Consider the following 17,328-nt stretch of genomic DNA (forward strand, 5'->3'; position numbering starts at 1 on the left):
CCGTCGGACCGGTCCCGGGGCTCCGGCCCCGCCCGGCCGGGCCCCCGCCCCGTCCGGCGGGGGCCCGGCCACCCGCTTCCCCTCGGCCCCCCGAGCTCAGGCTCGGGGGGCCGTCGGCGTGTCCGGGGCCGGGCCGCTGCGGAGCCTTCTCCCCGCCCCTTCGCCGTTTCGCCGTTTCCCGGGCTCCGCCCGGACCCGGTCCTCAATCGCCGGACGGGCTGAAGAACAGCCTCGCCTGCGTTTGAGGCGCGGGGGCTCGGGGGCTCGGGGCGGAGCCCCTGCGGCGGCGGCGCGCCCGCGCGCGGACCTCAGCCTGCGGGGGCCGTCGCGGTCGCTGTCGCCGTCGCCGTCGCGGTCGCTGTCGCTGTCGCCGTCGGGCGGACGATCTCTCCCAGCGTCGGGACGGACTCCGGCCGCGAGCGGACCGCGTCCGTGCACTCCCACGCCCGCGGCGGATCGGCGTCCGGTCCGCCCAGGACCACCGGCCCCGGCCCGGCCGACACCGCCTCGCTGCCGGCCAGCGTGCACACGATCTGCGACAGCGCCACCGGCGGCAGATCCTCCGGCTTGCGGCTGAGCCGCACCGTGCCCGCCGGGTCGCCCGGCTTCGGCGCGCCCGCCGTCAGCCCGGCCGGGACCCCGGTGGTGAAGCCCGCGTCGCGCTCCTCCGCGCTCGGCGTCCGCTCCAGCGCCTCCAGCAGTGCCTGCGCGGCCTGCACGACGGGGTCCCGTACGGTGCCCTTCTCGGGCATCGGGACGATCCGCTCCACGCCCACCAGCTGCGATCCGCAGACCAGCTCCACCGTGGCCGGGAAGCCCGGTGCCCCGCTCTGACCGCCCGGCTGCGCCGGGGTGTCGCAGGAGACCCGCGAGGGCGCCGCGCCCACGTCCACGGGCACGGTCGTCGCCCGGATCCCGCAGCCCGCCGTGGCGAGCAGCGCGATCCCGACGAGCGGGACCAGTACGGCCGGCAGCGCCGGCGGGGTCCTACGCATCCGGATCACCACTGATCGCCTTTCGCACGTCCATCGGCAGCCGCAGGGTGAACAGCGCCCCCGCGCCCGGCACGTTGGCCGCGGTGATGTCGCCGCCGTGGATGTGTGCGTTCTCCACGGCGATCGACAGTCCGAGCCCGCTCCCGTCCGACTTCGGCCGCGACGCGCTCGCCTTGTAGAAGCGGTCGAAGACGTGCGGCAGGACCTCCTCGGGGATGCCCGGCCCGTTGTCCTGGACCGCGATCACCAGCCAGTCCTCCTCCACGGTCACCGACACCCGCACCGGCGAGCCGCCGTGCTTGAGCGCGTTGCCGATCAGGTTGGCCAGGATGACGTCGAGGCGGCGCGGGTCGAGCCGTGCCATGATGTCCCGCTCGGCGTCGAGTTCGACGGCGTCGAGCCAGGCCCGGGCGTCGATGCAGGCCGTGACCTGGTCGGCGACGTTGACGTCGTCCAGGACCAGCTTGGCCGTTCCGGCGTCGAAGCGGGTGACCTCCATCAGGTTCTCGACGAGGATGTTGAGCCGACGGGTTTCGCTGACGACCAGGCCGACCGCCGGTGCGATCATCGGATCGAGGTCCTCGACCTCCTCCTCCAGCACCTCGGCGACCGCCGTCAGCGCCGTCAGCGGGGTGCGCAGTTCGTGCGACATGTCCGCGACGAAGCGCCGGCTGGCCTCCTCCCGCGCGCTCATGTCGGCGACCTTCTTCTCCAGCGCTTCGGCCGTCTTGTTGAAGGTGTGGGACAGGTCGGCGAGTTCGTCGGTGCCGGACACGTCGAGCCGGTGGTCGAGTTCGCCCTCGCCGAGCCGGCGCGCCGCGTCGCCGAGCCGCTGCACGGGCTTGAGCACGGTGCGGGCCGCGGCCTGCGCGAGCAGCGCGGAGCCGAGCAGCGCGAGGATCGTCGCGATGGTCAGGGACCAGCCGAGCGCGTTGAGGTCGTCCCGCTCCTGGGCGAGCGACTTGTACATGTATCCGGTGGGCCCGCCGCCCACGATCCGGGTGCCGCCGACGAGGTACGGGTTGCCGCGCGGCTTGGTCCGCTGCCAGTACACGTGGTATTCGGCGTCGTTGGCCGCGGTCGTCTTCTGCCGGTCGTTCACCGCGTTCTGCAGGGATTTCGGCACGTCGGCGAGCCGGAAGTTGTCGGGCCCGGCCGCGCCGTACATCTGGCGGTCGTCCTTGCCCTCCTGCACGAGCAGCACGCTGTAGCCGGGGCTGCTGCCCGCCATCAGCTCGGCGGTGCGCTGCAGTTCCTCGGGCGTGGGGTCGACGGGCAGCGCGGCGGCACGGTTCTGCATCTCCTGCCGGAAGTCGCCGAGGGCGGCCTCCTGGACGCGGGTGAGCACGGCTTCGCGGTTGAGCCAGTAGGCGATCCCCGACGCGGACACGGCGGCGGTCAGGGCGACCAGGGCGAAGACGACGAGGAGCCGCAGCCGCAGACTGGTCCAGCGCCGGCCCGCGAGCAACGACCGGATCACTGCGGGGAGTCCAGGCGGTAGCCGACGCCCCGGACCGTACGGATCAGGGTGGGTGAGGAGGGCACGTCCTCGACCTTGGCGCGCAGCCGCTGGACGCAGGCGTCGACGAGCCGCGAGTCGCCGAGGTAGTCGTGCTCCCAGACCAGCCGCAGCAGTTGCTGGCGGGACAGGGCCTGCCCGGGCCGGCGGCTCAGTTCGAGGAGCAGCCGCAGCTCGGTCGGGGTGAGCTGGAGGTCCTCGCCGTTCTTGGTCACCGTCATGGCGGCCCGGTCGATGACGAGGGAGCCGAAGCTCGCCGAGTCGCTCGACTCGCGTTCGCCGCGGCGCAGTACGGCCCGGATGCGGGCGTCGAGGACCCGCCCCTGGACCGGCTTGACGACGTAGTCGTCGGCGCCGGACTCCAGGCCGACGACCACGTCGATGTCATCGCTGCGCGCGGTGAGCAGGATGATCGGCAGTTGGTCGGTGCGGCGGATGCGCCGGCACACCTCGAAACCGTCGATCCCGGGCAGCATCACGTCCAGCACGATCAGATCCGGCCGCTGCTCGCGCAGCAGTTTCAGGCCGTCCTCGCCCGTCGCGGCAGTGGCCACACGGTGGCCCTGGCGTGACAGGGAGAGTTCGAGGGCCGTGCGGATGGCGTCGTCGTCCTCGATCAGCAACAGGAAAGGCACGGGCTCATTCTGTCTCATGGGCCGTCGGGAGTTCGACCGTCAGGGGTCCGGATCCTGCGGGAGTCCGCCCGGGACCTGCCGACGGTCGCTGTGACAGTGCTGTGACAGTCGACGGACACCCCGGTTAAGTCGGCCCGGCAGTCTTCTTGTCAACGCACAGCGATCCGAAGCAGAGACACTCCACGACGGGGGGCGCGAGATGAACACGCTGCACAGCACCAGCACCAGCGCGGTTGTCACGCGGCTGCACGATGTGAACCGCCGGACGGCTGTCCGTACGGTGGCGGTCGCCCGGCCCCGGCCGGCCCACGTCGTAGCCATTGACGCACACCAGTACCAGGCGGTTCCCGACCGGCAGCAGACCCCGTCCGCCGCCTCCGAGGCGGAGTTCACGGCGTACGTCCAGGAGCGGCGGGCCGCCCTGTACGCGACGGCCTTCCACCTCACCGGTGACCGTTACGAGGCCGAGGACCTGCTGCAGAGCGCGCTGTTCTCCACGTACCGCGCCTGGGACCGGATCAGCGACAAGGCCGCGGTCGGCGGCTACCTGCGCCGCACGATGACGAACCTGCACATCAGCGCATGGCGTCGGCGGAAGCTGAACGAGTACCCGACGGAGGAGCTGCCGGAGACGGCCTCCGACACGGACGCGATGCGCGGTACGGAGCTGCGCGCGGTGCTGTGGCAGGCGCTGACGCGGATCCCGGAGCCGCAGCGCACGATGCTGGTGCTCCGCTACTACGAGGGCCGCACGGACCCGGAGATCGCGGAGATCCTCGGGATCAGCGTCGGCACGGTGAAGTCGAGCATCTGGCGCTCGCTGCGGCGCCTGCGCGAGGACGAGTCGCTGAGCTTCGGCCGCGACGAGGCGGAGTCCTTCGAGGAGCTGGTCGCCTGACGCGACCCACGAAGACCACCGGGCCGGGGGCCCGTCCTGCGGGGGTGGGACGGGGGCCGTCGGGGGGGGAAGAGAAGGCGGGATCGAGCGGCCGGGGGTCCGCTCGGTCCCGCCTTCTCGCATGCGCGGTCGCAGGCGGTTCGCGCGTGCGGCGGGGGCGGGGCCGGCCCCGGCGCACTATGCCGGGGCGGTCGTACGGTGACGTCCCGCAGCGGCGGCGGCCAGGCGGCCGAGGGCCTCGTCGCGGGCGCAGGCGTGCGCACCGAGGGCCACGTGGCGGGCCACGATGCCGCGCTCCGCGCGCATCAGGCGCAGGCCCCTGCGCAGCAGGAACGGCACGGACTTGCGGCCCTCGCGCAGGTCGCGGGCGAGCCGGCGGCGGAAGGTCGTCGAGGGGCGGCCGCGCAGGCAGATGGCGTCCGCGAGGAGGCCGAGTTCCTGGCAGCGGGCGGCCACGTCCGCGGCGAAGATGCCCTCCGCGATGAACAGCGGGGTGCGGGCGATGTCGAGGGTGTCCCAGCCGGTGCGGGAGCTGGTGGCGATGTCGTACACCGGCACGTCCGTACGCCCCGACGCGCACAGCTCGGCGATCGCGGCGACGGCGGTGTCGGCGTCCCAGGAGAGCGGGGAGTCCCAGTCGATGTCGGAGCTGCCCTCCACGAGCGGGAGGGTGGGGTCGTCGGCTTCCTTGTAGAAGTCGTCGAGGCGCAGCACGGGCAGCCCGGAGCGGGCGGCCAGCGAGGATTTTCCGGAGCCGGACGGACCGGTCAGCAGGACGACTCGGGTCGGCGAGGGGGAGGAAGAGCTCACGGGACACCAGTCTGAACCATTCCCCCGGGTAGGGGATCCTCCCGGTGACCGGTTGGTGTCCAGGAACACACCTCGACTACGCTGCGTGCGCACGCGACCACGACCACAGGCGGGATCCTCATGGCACGTCACGCAGCCCCTTCGGCGCCGAACCTGCTCCGCGGCGCGGGTCTGACCCTCTCGATGGCCGGCGCCGCGCTGGCGATGGCGGCGGGGGGTGCGCAGGCCGGCGAGCTGGACGTTCCGGCGGCGCTGGCGGGGGTCACGGACCCGATCGCGAACCTCAAGGTGAACCCGCTGGCCCACACCGGTGTGGATCCGCTGGACAACGGGGTGGCCACCAAGGTCGCGGACTTCCCGGCGGTGGGCACGACGGCGGTCACGGGGATCCTCACCCAGGGCCCTTCGGTGGGCGAGCTCCCCACGGCGGCGGTCTCGTCCCTCCTGGGCCCCCTGGCCCCCCGCTGACCCCGCTCCGACCCCCGCCGCGCCCCGGCGCGCCCCGGCGAGTGAGCCGAAGGCGGCGCGTCGGCGAAGGCGGGCGAGCGCCCGGAGAAACCGTGAGGAACGAGCGGTTTCGAGGACGTACGCCCGCCTGGAGCCGGCAGGAGCGCCGCCGGAGGCGAACCGAGCCCGGAAAAGGGGGAGAACGACCGGTTTCGAAGACGTACGCCCGTCTGGAGCCGGCAGGAGCGCCGCCGGAGGCGAACCGAGCCCGGAAAAGGGGGAGAACGAGCGGTTTCGAAGACGTACGCCCGCCTGGAGCCGGCAGGAGCGCCGCCGGAGGCGGACCGGCCCCGGCAGCAAACGGCCCCGGCAGCGCGGGGGACGCTGCCGGGGCCGGTCTTGTGGGGGCGTGTCCTAGTAGGACGAGCCGCCCGCGCCCAGCGACCCGGTGGGGTGCCAGACGGTCTTGGTCTCCAGGAACGCCGTCATGCGCGACGTGCCCGGGTCGGCGTTCCAGTCGTCCACAGGCTGTGGACGCAGGACGCGCTTGAGGTTGTCGGCCGCCGCGATCTCCAGCTCCTTGGCGAGTGCCGCATCGGCCCCGGCCAGGTCGATCGCGTTGACGTCCTGGTGGGACGCCAGGTGCGGGCCCATCTCGCCGGCCTTTCCGGACAGGATGTTGACGACGCCGCCGGGCAGGTCGGAGGTGGCGAGCACCTCGCCCAGGGAGAGGGCCGGGAGCGGCGCCCTCTCCGAGGCGATGACGACCGCCGTGTTGCCGGTGGCGATCACCGGGGCGATCACGGAGACCAGACCCAGGAAGGACGAGTCCTGCGGCGCGACGACGGTGACGACACCGGTCGGCTCGGGCGTGGAGAGGTTGAAGAACGGGCCCGCGACCGGGTTGGCCCCGCCCACGATCTGGCCGATCTTGTCGGTCCAGCCCGCGTACCAGACCCAGCGGTCGATGGCCGCGTCGACGACGGCGGCCGCCTTCGACTTGGACAGGCCCTCGGCCTCGCCGACCTCGCGGACGAACTGCTCGCGGCGGCCCTCCAGCATCTCGGCGATGCGGTAGAGGATCTGGCCGCGGTTGTAGGCGGTGGCGCCCGACCAGCCGCCGAAGGCCTTGCGCGCGGCGACGACTGCGTCACGCGCGTCCTTGCGGGACGACAGCGGGGCGTTGGCCAGCCACTTGCCCTTGCCCGCCGCGCCGGCGGCTGATGTCTTCGCCGTCACTTCGTACACCCGGCCGCTCTCGGAGCGGGGGAACTTGCCCCCGATGTACAACTTGTAGGTCTTGAAAACGCTGAGTCGCTGCTCGGACTTCTCAGACATCGAGGTACGCCTCCAGGCCGTGGCGACCGCCCTCGCGGCCGAAGCCCGACTCCTTGTAGCCGCCGAAGGGCGAGGTCGGGTCGAACTTGTTGAACGTGTTGGCCCACACCACCCCGGCGCGGAGCTGGCTCGCGACCGCGAGGATGCGCGAGCCCTTCTCCGTCCAGATGCCGGCGGACAGGCCGTACTGGCTGTTGTTGGCCTTGGCGACGGCCTCGTCGGGCGTACGGAAGGTCAGTACGGACAGGACCGGGCCGAAGATCTCGTCGCGGGCGACGGTGTGCGCCTGGGTGACGTTGCTGAAGAGCGTCGGGACGAACCAGTAGCCGGTGGAGGGCAGCTCGCACGCCGGGGACCAGCGCTCGGCGCCCTCGGCCTCGCCGGTGTCCGCGAGAGCGGTGATCCGGGCGAGCTGCTCGGCGGAGTTGATCGCGCCGATGTCGGTGTTCTTGTCGAGCGGGTCGCCGAGGCGCAGCGTGGACAGGCGGCGCTTGAGGGAGTCCAGCAGCTCGTCGTGGATCGACTCCTGGACCAGGAGGCGGGAGCCCGCGCAGCAGACCTGGCCCTGGTTGAAGAAGATGCCGTTCACGACGCCCTCGACGGCCTGGTCGATGGGGGCGTCGTCGAAGACGATGTTGGCGCCCTTGCCGCCCAGCTCCAGGGTGACCTTCTTGTCGGTGCCGGCGATCGAGCGGGCGATGGCCTTGCCGACGGCGGTCGAGCCGGTGAAGGCGACCTTGTTGACGTCGGGGTGCTCGACGAGGGCCGCGCCCGCGTCGCCGTACCCGGTGAGGATGTTGACGACACCCTTGGGCAGGCCCGCCTGGCGGCAGATGTCCGCGAAGAAGAGCGCGGAGAGCGGGGTGGTCTCGGCGGGCTTCAGGACGACCGTGTTGCCGGTGGCGAGGGCCGGGGCGATCTTCCACGCGAGCATCAGCAGCGGGAAGTTCCACGGGATGACCTGGCCGGCGACGCCAAGGGGGCGCGGGTTCGCGCCGTAGCCCGCGTGGTCGAGCTTGTCCGCCCAGCCCGCGTAGTAGAAGAAGTGCGCGGCGACGAGCGGGAGGTCCGCGTCGCGGGTCTCCTTGATCGGCTTGCCGTTGTCGAGGGTTTCCAGGACGGCGAGCTCGCGGCTGCGCTCCTGGATGATCCGGGCGATGCGGAAGAGGTACTTGGCGCGCTCGGAGCCGGGCAGCGCGGACCACTTCTCGAAGGCCTTGCGGGCCGCCTTCACGGCGCGGTCCACGTCGGCGGCGCCGGCCTGGGCGACCTCGGAGAGGACTTCCTCGCTGCTGGGCGAGACGGTCTTGAAGACCTTGCCGTCGGCGGCGTCGGTGAACTCGCCGTCGATGAAGAGCCCGTAGGAGGGGGCGATGTCGACGACCGAGCGGGACTCGGGAGCCGGTGCGTACTCGAAGAGGGAAGTCTTGTTGTCCATGTTCATGGGGTCTCAGTCCACCGTCACGTAGTCGGGACCGGAGTAACGGCCGGTGCTCAGCTTCTGGCGCTGCATCAGCAGGTCGTTGAGCAGGCTGGAGGCGCCGAAGCGGAACCAGGTGTTGCTCAGCCACTCCTCGCCCACGGTCTCGTTGACCAGGACCAGGAACTTGATCGCGTCCTTGGTGGTGCGGATGCCGCCGGCCGGCTTCACGCCGATCTGGATTCCAGTCTGCGCCTTGAAGTCGCGGACGGCTTCGAGCATGAGCAGGGTGTTCGCGGGGGTGGCGTTGACGCCCACCTTGCCGGTCGACGTCTTGATGAAGTCGGCGCCCGCGAGCATGCCGATCCAGGAGGCGCGGCGGATGTTGTCGTACGTCGACAGCTCGCCGGTCTCGAAGATGACCTTCAGGCGGGCCGCGCTGCCGTCGGGGCGGGCGCAGGCCTCCTTGACGGCCTTGATCAGCTCGTACGTCTCCAGGTAGCGGCCCGCGAGGAAGGCGCCACGGTCGATGACCATGTCGATCTCGTCGGCGCCGGCGGCGACGGCGTCACGGGTGTCCGCGAGCTTGACGGGCAGCGCGGCGCGGCCGGCCGGGAAGGCGGTGGCCACGGAGGCGACCTTGACGTCGGCTCCGTTCAGCGCGGCCTTGGCGGTGGCCACCATGTCGGGGTAGACGCAGACGGCGGCCGTCATGGGGGTCGTGCGGTCGGTCGGATCGGGGTTGACGGCCTTGGCGGAGAGCGCCCGGACCTTGCCCGGGGTGTCCGCGCCTTCCAGCGTCGTCAGGTCGATCATCGAGATGGCCAGGTCGATGGCGTACGCCTTGGCCGTCGTCTTGATCGAACGGGTGCCGAGGGAGGCCGCGCGGGCCTCCAGGCCGACAGCGTCGACGCCGGGCAGCCCGTGCAGGAAGCGGCGCAGCGCACTGTCGGACGTCGTCACGTCAGCGAATGCGGTGAGGGTGGTGGGCATGGTCACCAGATGAGCATATCTACGCGCGTAGCGACCTGTCACCCCCCTTCCCTGATTCCAGCCGTTCCGCTACGGAATCGACACCTCCGCTCTCCGTTACCCGCCCATGACCGGAGAGCGATCAACCGCACGCAAACGATCAATACATTTCTTCACAGCAGCCCGTCAGAAGCTCGTCGGACGAAAACCCGACAGAGAAACGCGGCATGCGGCTCTCCTCCACTTCCCGAACCACGCTTCAAGGAGTCGTTGTGCGCACCGCCCTCCGTGCCTCCCTCGCCGCCGCCGTCGTCGCCGGTGCGCTCCTCGCCCCCGCCGCGGGCGCCGCGTACGCCGCCACCGCCGCGCAGGCTGCGACCGTCGCCCAGGAGGCCCCCGCCGACCGGTTCTCCGGCACCCCGGTGTACATCGGTGAGGGCCTGGTGGCGGTGCTGCGCCACGAGGCGGAGGGCCCGGAGGCCTGGATCCGCGCCGTCGGGCCGGACTGGAAGCCGGGCGACAACTACATGTACCGGGTGCTGACCGTGCTGGACCGCATGAACCCCGTCGACTCCGCGAACGGCCTGCGGCTGGAGATCACCCGGATGAACTCGGCCGCGCCCCTCCTCACTGTCACGAAGGAGGGCGTCGCCACGTCCTTCCCGATGCCGCTGTCCGAGGCGGGCCGGACCCACGGCGCCGAGTGCGTCTCCGCGACGAAGCGGCTCGGTCTGCACGGGACGCTGGTCGCCGACCTGACGACCACGCCCGACGGGCCGCAGGTGCAGCTGGTGGACGGGGTCACCAAGGAGCCCTACAGGAAGCTGACGCGTACCGCCCCGGCCCTGGCGAAGGGCGACCGGACCGTCGCCCGCATCGTGAACCCGAGCGCGGCCCGGCCGTCGTTCTCGTACGAGACCCCGGGGCAGGCGGACCCGTTCGGGACCGCACTCTTCCCGGAGCTCCCCGCGGGCTGCACGTTCACCTACGCGGTCCAGGACGAGGCCCCCGCCCCGAAGCCGGAGGCGACGCCGGCCACCGGCCCCTCCGCCGCACCGTCCGCACCGTCCGCACCCGCCACGGGGTCGACCGCGCCGTCCGCGCAGCCGTCCGCCACGGCCGCCTCCGCCGTTCCCGGCGCCCCGAAGGCCCAGACCGTCGGCCAGACCGCCGTCGTGCCCGAGGGCGGCGTCGCCGCCGGCGCCGAGATCGCCGCCGAGGACGGCGACGACTCCACGACCGTGTACGCCGGCGCCGGCCTCGGCGCCATCGTCGCCGGACTCGGCGCGGCCTTCATCGCCCGCCGCCGCGCCCGCAGCCGGCACTGATCCGGGAGCACACCCTCGTCCCACCCTCCGGCGGGCCGCCTTCACGGTGGCCCGCCGGACCCGCTTCCCGGAGCACCCGTACCGCCAAGGTGTCCGGCGACACCACCCGCCCCGAGCCGCGCGTCATCACCTGCGGCGGCGAGATCGGGGAGGGCCGCCGGCCCGACGACAGCATCCTGTACGCCGATCTCGTCGGCTGATACGCCCACGCGGCAGCGTGGGGCAGAATCGACCCCATGAGCAGCCAGCAGCCGACCGATGAACCGGTCTACGAAGACCGGGTCTACCGCTCCACCATGGGCGTCGTCTCGGGGGTGCTGCTGCTCGCGCTGACGGCGTGGCTCTGCGGGGACGCCGTGCTGCGCGGCTCCGGGAACACCCCGTGGATCGCGCTGGCGGTCGCACTGTGCGCGGTACCGCTGATCGTGGCGTTCACCATCCGCCCGGCCGTCTTCGCCAACGACGACCGCATGCGCGTGCGCAACCCGTTCCGGATCATCGAGCTGCCGTGGGCCGCGGTGGACGCCGTGCGCTCCGGGTACTCGGCGGAGGTGCTGGCCGAGGGGTCCAAGTACCAACTGTGGTCCGTGCCCGTATCGCTGCGCGAGCGGAAGAAGGCCAACCGCCAGCGCCTGCGCCACGAGGGGCTCCGCGACCGCGAGGAGCGGTCCCCCGGCGAGAAGTCCCGGGTCCCGGCGGAGCCGATGCGGGCCAGTGCGGACCGGATTGTCGACGAGCTCCAGCGGCTGGCCGAGCGCGGGGCCGAGCGGGCCGGCGCCCAGGGCAGCGTGCGCGTGCAGTGGTCGTACGAGATCATCGCGCCCGCCGTGGCGGGCGCGCTGCTGCTGATCGTCCTGATCGCCCTGCGCTGACCCCGCGGGCGGCCGACGGCCGCGCCGGTCCGTGCCCGCCGCCACCCCCGCCGGGCGGAACCGGGGCTACCACCTGGTGCGTCCTGGCAGGTGTGCAGCGTATTGAGGCCGACGGCAGTCCCGCCGGCGCCACCGCGATCCCCCTCCGTCTGCGACTCCTGGCCGGGGTCCTGCTCGCCGCCCATCTCCTGCTCGTCGGCTGGCTGACCCTGCGCCCCCTCGACGTTCCCTGGGCCGCCGCCGGCAACCTGTCCCCGCTGGAGGGCATCCGGGCCGACCTCGCCCTCGGGCCGCTGGAGGCCACCCGGCGGATCGGGGAGGGACTCGCGCTGCTGGCCCCGCTCGGGGTGCTGGTACCGCTCGTCAGCGGGCGGCTCCGGCTGTCGCGGCTGGCCCAGTGGTCCTCCCTGGCGCGGACCACCGCCGCGGGCGCGCTGGTCTCGATGAGCATCGAGATGCTCCAGAGCGGGGTCCCGGGCCGGGTCGTCGACGTGGACTCGGTGCTGCTCAACACCCTCGGCGTGCTGCTGGCCCACGCTGCCGTCGTACCGGCGCTGCGGGCGCGGATGCGCCGCTCACATGCCGTTTATCAGGGGGACACCCCGAGGATTTCCAGGGTCGGGCTCGGCCCGTGGACCGACGTCCTGTCCGCGGTCCCGCGGGAGTATTGAGGCATCGCAAGAAGGCGATCCCGACGAAGGAGAACCCCATGAGCGCCCTGGTCCGCCCCCGTGACGGCCGTTGGATCGGCGGAGTCTGCGCCGGACTCGCACGGCGTTTCGGAATTTCCGCGAACACGATGCGCGCCATCTTCGCGGTCTCGTGTCTGCTGCCCGGCCCGCAGTTCCTGATCTACATCGCGCTGTGGGTGCTGCTGCCGAACGAGAAGTCCACCTCGACCGCCTGGTAGCGGGGCCGCCGCTCAGCCGGCCCTACCGACCTTCTCCAGCTGCTTGTCGGTCACTTCCTGCGGCACCTGGACCTTCTGCTCGCCACCCGCCACGTTCAGAGCCATCAGCCGTACGACGGTGTCGCCCTCGCGGACGACGACGATGTGGACCTGCGCGGAGACGCCCTGGGCGGCCGCGATGGTGGTCCAGCTGACGCTCTCGTCGCCGGCCGTGCGGTAGTCGGTGGCGCGGACCTCGCGGTAGCTGCCGGTCTGTTTGTCGACCGTGGCGGAGAAGCCCGTGCCGCAGGCGGCGACAGCCGCCCTGAGCCGGGCCAGCAGCGCCTTGGCGTCGCTCTCGGAGTAGGAGCTGACGGAGGCGGAGACCGCGAGACCCGCCTGCTTCTGGGATCCGATGCCCCGGTTGACGGTCTCGCGCGCGGCGGGGTCCGGCTTGTCGCCCATGATGTCGGCCAGCGGCTGGCAGGCCTTCTTGTCGGCCTGCGGCTGTCCGTCCGGGGCGTTGGGGTTCTTGCCCTGGGCGGAGATCTGGTAGCCGGGCAGGTCGCCCTGGGCGAGTGCGGACCGCTCCAGCCTGGTGCCGCCGGTCTTCGGCGGGGCCGACCCGCCCGGGTCCGGGGACGCCGCGGGGGCGCCGGGCGCGCCGCCGGTGCTGCCCTCGGACCCCTTGGGGTCGGGGGACCTGCCCGTCGCGGGGGCGTCCGGGCTGCTGCACCCCACTGCGGCGAACAGCAGGGCGGGGACCAGCGCGACCAACGTCGCTCGTGCCTTCATGCGCATGACCGAGAACCTCATACCCCGTGCGTCGGCGGGCAGTTGGTGGTGATCGTGGCACACCGCACGGCGGCACACACACCTCGTCGAAGGAGCGTGCGACCGCCGCGCGTGCGTTCGTCCGTCTCGCTTCGGCGTCAGCCGTTGAGGGCGCCGGTGACCGGGCCCAGCAGGCCGGTGACCGCGGCGGTGGGGTCGCTCGGCTGCCCCTCTTCCGCCTTCATCTGCTGCTGGCTGGTGACGCCCTCGAGCGCGCCGGTGGCGGTGCCCAGCGCGTCGGTGATGCCGATGGCGGGAACGGCGGCGGAGGCGGTACCGGCGGCGACGGCGGCGAGGGCGGCACCGACGGCGGCGGCACCGAGGAACTTGGCAGCTGACTGCTTCATGAAAGGTATTCCTTGCGACGGGGAATTGAGCGGCTCCGCAAACTAGTCACTTCAAACCCCCGCCCGCAAACATCCGCTTATACGAGAAAGCGCCCGGAAATTGCCTCTCCCGGGCGCTTTCAGTACGTCATGCCATGGCCTAGGCCGAGACAGAACCGCTGGTGGAGGCGGTCTGACGGAACAGCCACTCCGACTTCAGCTCCGCATAGCCGGGCTTGATGACCTCATTGATCATGGCCAGTCGTTCATCGAAAGGAATGAACGCGGACTTCATCGCATTGACGGTGAACCACTGCATGTCGTCCAGCGTGTAGCCGAAGGTGTCCACGAGGTGCTCGAACTCGCGGCTCATGCTGGTGCCGCTCATCAGGCGGTTGTCGGTGTTGACGGTGAGCCTGAAGTGCAGCTTCCGCAGCAGACCGATCGGGTGCTCGGCGTACGAGGCGGCCGCGGCCGTCTGCAGGTTCGAGGTGGGGCACATCTCCAGGGGGATGCGCTTGTCCCGGACGTAGCTGGCCAGGCGGCCCAGCGTGACCGAGCCGTCCTCGGCGACCTCGATGTCGTCGATGATCTTCACACCGTGGCCGAGGCGGTCGGCGCCGCACCACTGCAGCGCCTGCCAGATCGACGGCAGGCCGAAGGCCTCGCCCGCGTGGATCGTGAAGTGGTTGTTCTCGCGCTTGAGGTACTCGAAGGCGTCGAGGTGGCGGGTGGGAGGGAACCCGGCCTCGGCGCCGGCGATGTCGAAGCCGACGACGCCGTTGTCGCGGTAGCGGTTGGCCAGCTCCGCGATCTCCAGCGCGCGGGCCGCGTGGCGCATCGCGGTCAGCAGGGCGCCGACGCGGATGCGGTGGCCGTTGGCCTTGGCGCGGCGCTCGCCCTCGCGGAAGCCGTCGTTCACGGCCTCGACGACCTCTTCGAGGGTGAGGCCGGCTTCCAGGTGCTGCTCGGGGGCGTAGCGGATCTCGGCGTAGACGACGCCGTCCTCGGCCAGGTCCTCGGCGCACTCGGCGGCGACGCGGTAGAGGGCCGCCTTCGTCTGCATGACCGCACAGGTGTGCGCGAAGGTCTCCAGGTAGCGCGGCAGGGAGCCGGAGTCGGCGGCCTCGCGGAACCAGATGCCGAGCTTGTCGGCCTCGGTCTCGGGGAGGTTCTCGTAGCCGACCTCGCGGGCCAGCTCGATGATGGTCCCGGGACGCAGTCCACCGTCGAGGTGATCGTGCAGGAGCACCTTGGGGGAACGACGGATCTGGTCCGGGGTCGGCAGGTTGGGGGTCTCGCTCGTCATCTGCGCACTCTACTCCTACGCGCGTAGAGCGGAGCCTCCCCGGAGGGCGTCGATATGTAACAGAGACCGCGCGGACGGATGGCGTACACCCGAAGGTCTGAGACTGTTCCGCCATGGCACAGCATGCGCCGCCGGCGCGCGGGGCCCGCCTGGGGCGGGCGGCCGGCGCGAGAACCGGCTCGGATCCGACGCGAAGCCCGGTCAACGGGGTGGTGCTCCTGCTTCCCGGGGCGTCCAGATTCTCCCCCGGTCCCCTGCGTCCGCTCGCGCGGGCGCTGGCCCGGGCGGGCGGTACGGACGGCCTGGTCGCGCACGGCGTCGTGCACGGCGGGGAGTCCCCGCGGGAGGAGCAGGCGCGGTGGGCGGTGGACGAGGTGGTGCGGCGGTACGGGGATGTGCCGGTGTGCCTGGCCGGCTACGACGCGGGGGGTCTGGCCGCACTGCGGGCGGCGGGCCACGAAGCCGTCAACTCGGTTCTGGCACTGGCCCCCTGCCTGCTGGAGGGGATGCCCTCCGACTCCCCTGAACCGGTGAAACAACTCTCGGGGCGGCAGGTGCTGATCGTGCACGGCACGAACGACGCGCGCAGCGACCCGGAGACCTCCTTCCGGCTGGCGGAGCGGGCGAAGAAGGCGAACCGCTCGACGTGCCGGTTCGAGGTGCACTCGGACGGCCACGGGCTGCGCGAGCATCAGGCGGAAGTGGTGGCGCTGGGCGTGGACTTCGTCCTGGGCGCGGTCTTCTCGGGGCGGTATTCGCGCCCCGTCACGGACGCCCTGGCCGCGCCTCCGCCGCTGGGTCTGAGGATGCCGCTGGCCTCGGGTTTCGGGAGGTCGCTGCGGGGGTGAGGCGGCGGGGCGGGACGCATGTCGCGCCCCGGGCCCACGGCGTACCGTGAGAAGTGGACTCGGGGTGTCCGCACCATTCCCGGAGGCGATCCGCCATGGCCGCGATCGACCGCAGGACCTTCGACGATCCGGACGAGACCAGGCCGTTCGCCGGCGGCATGGGCCGGCTGGATCTCGTGGACACGGGGGACGGCGCCGTCGGACGGGCCGTCTTCGAGCCGGGCTGGAAGTGGTCGGAGCACGTCAAGCCGCTGGCCGGGACGGACAGCTGTCGGGCCGACCACACCGGGTACGTCGTGAGCGGTCGTATGAAGGTCGTCATGGACGGCGGGGAGAGCGCCGAGTTCGGCCCCGGCGACTACATGCGGGTACACCCCGGGCACAACGCCTGGGTCGTGGGCGACGAGCCGTGCGTGACGCTGGACTGGACCGGCTTCTCCGACTACGCGAAGCCCTCCGCCTGACGGGTCCGCCCGTCGCGTGCCCGTCGCGTGCCCGTCGCGGCGCCGCGGCCCCGTGGTCGCGCCGGTCCGTCCGTACCCGCCGCTCCGCCCCCTCTCGGTCGGATGGCACGGATGGACCGGCGCGACCGTGCTCCCCCTTCACGCCGTGTGACCACTGTGCCCTGCCGGCATGTGCCGATCGGGTCCTTTCAGGCGTCGTCTTGCCGCCTTGCGGGAACACGAGGGGTTTACGAACAGGTCCAGACCGGGACGAATACGCACATGCCAGCCGAGGAGACCGCATCGTCGCGGGCGGCGTCCGGGGCAGCCGGTGCGTCCGGAGAGCTGTCCCCCGCCGCCCGGCGCCTCTACGCGTACGCCGTCGAGCGGCACGCCTTTGAGGCCGACGAGGCCACGCGGGCCCTCGGCGCGCGCGCGGCCGCCGCGCTCACCGAGCTGGCCGCGGCGCACCTGCTCCAGCGGGCGCCGGGCGGCGGACCGGACCGGTGGAGCGCGGTGGCGCCGCGGGCGGCGGCGGCCCGGGCCCTGGCCCCGCTGGCCCTGCTCGTACGGGAGACCCACGACGAGATGGACCGGCTGCGGGGCCGGCTGGAGGCGCTCGTGCCCGCGTACGAGGCGGGAACCGCGCACCGGGACCTCAGCGGGGCGGGACGCCTGGAGCTGGTCACCGACCTCGGCGCCGTGCGGGGCCTGATCGCGGAGCTGGCCGCGGCGTGCGAGCAGGAGCTGCTGACCTCGCAGCCGGGGGGCGGCCGTCCGCCGGAGACCCTGGAGGAGTCGATCGGACGGGACGAGTCGCTGCTGACGCGCGGGGTCCGGATGCGGACGATCTACCAGCACACCGCCCGGTACTCGCGGCCCACGGCGGCGTACGTGGAGCGGGTGACGGCGTTGGGCGCGCAGGTGCGGACGCTCGGCGACGGGCTGATGCGGATGCTGGTGTTCGACGGGCGCACGGGGCTGATGTCGGTGCCGGACCGCAGCGGGGCGGCGCTGGTGGTGCGCGAGCCGAGCGTCGTGCACTTCATGACCGCGGCCTTCGAGCGGTCGTGGCTGGGGGCGGAGCCCTTCCCCACGTCGGTGAGCCCGGAGGCGGCACGGTCGATCTCGGACGAACTGCGGCAGACGATCGTCCGGCTGCTGTCGGAGGGGCTGGAGGACAAGGTGATCGCGCGCCGCCTCGGCATGTCGGAGCGGACCTGCCAGCGTCACATCGCCGAGATCATGCGGGCGGTGGGCGCCAAGTCCCGCTTCCAGGCCGGGTACTTGCTGTCACCGCACCCCGCCCCGACCCCCGCCCCGCCGGACCCGCCCGACAGGGCCTAGGGCCAATGCCGTTCGGTTAGGGGTTCGGTTGGCGGCGCAACGCTCGGCGTTTCGGCTGGTGATACGGGTGCAGCCCTTGTAGTGGTTCTCGGGTCCGC

General features: G+C 72.3%; 19 protein-coding genes. 9 read left to right on the plus strand and 10 right to left on the minus strand.

Annotation, left to right across the window (positions count from 1 at the left end):
* Positions 1–308 precede the first annotated feature (308 nt).
* From ACIPXC_RS07775 to afsQ1, 3 genes are read right to left on the minus strand one after another with little or no spacing between them, the layout of a single operon-like run.
* Positions 309–995: a hypothetical protein gene (locus ACIPXC_RS07775; protein ID WP_401614579.1), complete on the minus strand. Its 687-nt coding sequence runs from the start codon at positions 993–995 to the stop codon at positions 309–311.
* The gene (locus ACIPXC_RS07780; RefSeq protein WP_401614607.1) at positions 988–2,574 is read right to left on the minus strand and encodes an ATP-binding protein; all 1,587 of its coding nucleotides are present in this window, start codon (positions 2,572–2,574) and stop codon (positions 988–990) included. The genes ACIPXC_RS07775 and ACIPXC_RS07780 overlap by 8 nt, the downstream gene beginning before the upstream one ends.
* Complete coding sequence (gene afsQ1 / locus ACIPXC_RS07785; protein ID WP_063754818.1) at positions 2,472–3,149, minus strand: two-component system response regulator AfsQ1; 678 nt, start codon at positions 3,147–3,149, stop codon at positions 2,472–2,474. Before afsQ1 ends, ACIPXC_RS07780 begins: the two co-directional genes overlap by 103 nt.
* A gap of 199 nt (positions 3,150–3,348) precedes the next feature.
* Between afsQ1 and ACIPXC_RS07790 the strand changes: the two genes are divergently transcribed.
* Positions 3,349–4,047 carry a SigE family RNA polymerase sigma factor gene (locus ACIPXC_RS07790; protein ID WP_401614581.1) on the plus strand — a complete coding sequence of 233 codons (699 nt, stop codon included), beginning with the start codon at positions 3,349–3,351 and terminating at the stop codon, positions 4,045–4,047.
* Between the two features lie 177 nt (positions 4,048–4,224).
* On the opposite strand, the gene ACIPXC_RS07795 is transcribed toward ACIPXC_RS07790, so the two are convergent.
* Positions 4,225–4,926, minus strand: a complete 702-nt coding sequence (locus tag ACIPXC_RS07795) for a uridine kinase (protein ID WP_386464042.1) — start codon at positions 4,924–4,926, stop codon at positions 4,225–4,227.
* A gap of 51 nt (positions 4,927–4,977) precedes the next feature.
* On the opposite strand from ACIPXC_RS07795, the gene ACIPXC_RS07800 reads away from it, so the two are divergent.
* A complete protein-coding gene (locus ACIPXC_RS07800) occupies positions 4,978–5,325 on the plus strand; it encodes a hypothetical protein (RefSeq protein WP_401614583.1) in 348 nt (115 codons plus the stop codon).
* Positions 5,326–5,718: 393 nt separating this feature from the next.
* On the opposite strand, the gene ACIPXC_RS07805 is transcribed toward ACIPXC_RS07800, so the two are convergent.
* Genes ACIPXC_RS07805 through deoC form a run of 3 tightly spaced genes read right to left on the minus strand, consistent with a single transcriptional unit; the run spans position 5,719 to position 9,055 of the window.
* A complete protein-coding gene (locus ACIPXC_RS07805) occupies positions 5,719–6,642 on the minus strand; it encodes an aldehyde dehydrogenase family protein (RefSeq protein WP_401614585.1) in 924 nt (307 codons plus the stop codon).
* Entirely contained in the window at positions 6,635–8,086 is a 1,452-nt protein-coding gene (locus tag ACIPXC_RS07810) for an aldehyde dehydrogenase family protein (RefSeq protein WP_401614587.1), read from the minus strand. The genes ACIPXC_RS07805 and ACIPXC_RS07810 overlap by 8 nt, the downstream gene beginning before the upstream one ends.
* Before the next feature lie 6 nt (positions 8,087–8,092).
* Entirely contained in the window at positions 8,093–9,055 is a 963-nt protein-coding gene (deoC, locus tag ACIPXC_RS07815) for a deoxyribose-phosphate aldolase (RefSeq protein ID WP_401614609.1), read from the minus strand.
* Positions 9,056–9,306: 251 nt separating this feature from the next.
* On the opposite strand from deoC, the gene ACIPXC_RS07820 reads away from it, so the two are divergent.
* The 4 genes from ACIPXC_RS07820 to ACIPXC_RS07835 all read left to right on the plus strand — a co-directional run bounded on the left by ACIPXC_RS07820 (position 9,307) and on the right by ACIPXC_RS07835 (position 12,144).
* A complete protein-coding gene (locus ACIPXC_RS07820) occupies positions 9,307–10,362 on the plus strand; it encodes a hypothetical protein (protein ID WP_401614589.1) in 1,056 nt (351 codons plus the stop codon).
* Positions 10,363–10,598: 236 nt separating this feature from the next.
* On the plus strand, positions 10,599–11,234 hold the full coding sequence (locus ACIPXC_RS07825; RefSeq protein ID WP_401614591.1) for a PH domain-containing protein: 636 nt from the start codon (positions 10,599–10,601) through the stop codon (positions 11,232–11,234).
* A gap of 101 nt (positions 11,235–11,335) precedes the next feature.
* Positions 11,336–11,905, plus strand: coding sequence for a VanZ family protein (locus ACIPXC_RS07830; RefSeq protein WP_401614611.1), 570 nt, complete (start codon positions 11,336–11,338; stop codon positions 11,903–11,905).
* 38 nt (positions 11,906–11,943) lie between these two features.
* Positions 11,944–12,144 (plus strand): PspC domain-containing protein, encoded by a 201-nt coding sequence (locus ACIPXC_RS07835; RefSeq protein WP_030663827.1) that lies wholly within the window; start codon positions 11,944–11,946, stop codon positions 12,142–12,144.
* Positions 12,145–12,156: 12 nt separating this feature from the next.
* Here the strand turns inward: ACIPXC_RS07835 and ACIPXC_RS07840 are convergent, their stop codons facing one another.
* From ACIPXC_RS07840 to ACIPXC_RS07850, 3 genes are all read right to left on the minus strand, one after another.
* Positions 12,157–12,924, minus strand: coding sequence for a hypothetical protein (locus ACIPXC_RS07840; protein WP_401614593.1), 768 nt, complete (start codon positions 12,922–12,924; stop codon positions 12,157–12,159).
* A 131-nt stretch (positions 12,925–13,055) separates the two neighbouring features.
* Positions 13,056–13,304, minus strand: coding sequence for a hypothetical protein (locus tag ACIPXC_RS07845; protein ID WP_030964396.1), 249 nt, complete (start codon positions 13,302–13,304; stop codon positions 13,056–13,058).
* Positions 13,305–13,443: 139 nt separating this feature from the next.
* The gene (locus ACIPXC_RS07850; RefSeq protein ID WP_401614595.1) at positions 13,444–14,592 is read right to left on the minus strand and encodes an adenosine deaminase; all 1,149 of its coding nucleotides are present in this window, start codon (positions 14,590–14,592) and stop codon (positions 13,444–13,446) included.
* A gap of 113 nt (positions 14,593–14,705) precedes the next feature.
* Between ACIPXC_RS07850 and ACIPXC_RS07855 the strand changes: the two genes are divergently transcribed.
* The 3 genes from ACIPXC_RS07855 (at position 14,706) to ACIPXC_RS07865 (ending at position 17,230) form a co-directional block, all read left to right on the plus strand.
* Entirely contained in the window at positions 14,706–15,440 is a 735-nt protein-coding gene (locus tag ACIPXC_RS07855) for an alpha/beta hydrolase (protein ID WP_401614597.1), read from the plus strand.
* Positions 15,441–15,535: 95 nt separating this feature from the next.
* Positions 15,536–15,904 (plus strand): cupin domain-containing protein, encoded by a 369-nt coding sequence (locus ACIPXC_RS07860; RefSeq protein ID WP_401614599.1) that lies wholly within the window; start codon positions 15,536–15,538, stop codon positions 15,902–15,904.
* 261 nt (positions 15,905–16,165) lie between these two features.
* Positions 16,166–17,230, plus strand: coding sequence for a LuxR C-terminal-related transcriptional regulator (locus ACIPXC_RS07865; RefSeq protein WP_401614601.1), 1,065 nt, complete (start codon positions 16,166–16,168; stop codon positions 17,228–17,230).
* The last annotated feature ends 98 nt before the right edge of the window (positions 17,231–17,328 follow it).

This window comes from Streptomyces sp. NPDC090021 (assembly GCF_044748225.1).
Lineage (GTDB): Bacteria > Actinomycetota > Actinomycetes > Streptomycetales > Streptomycetaceae > Streptomyces.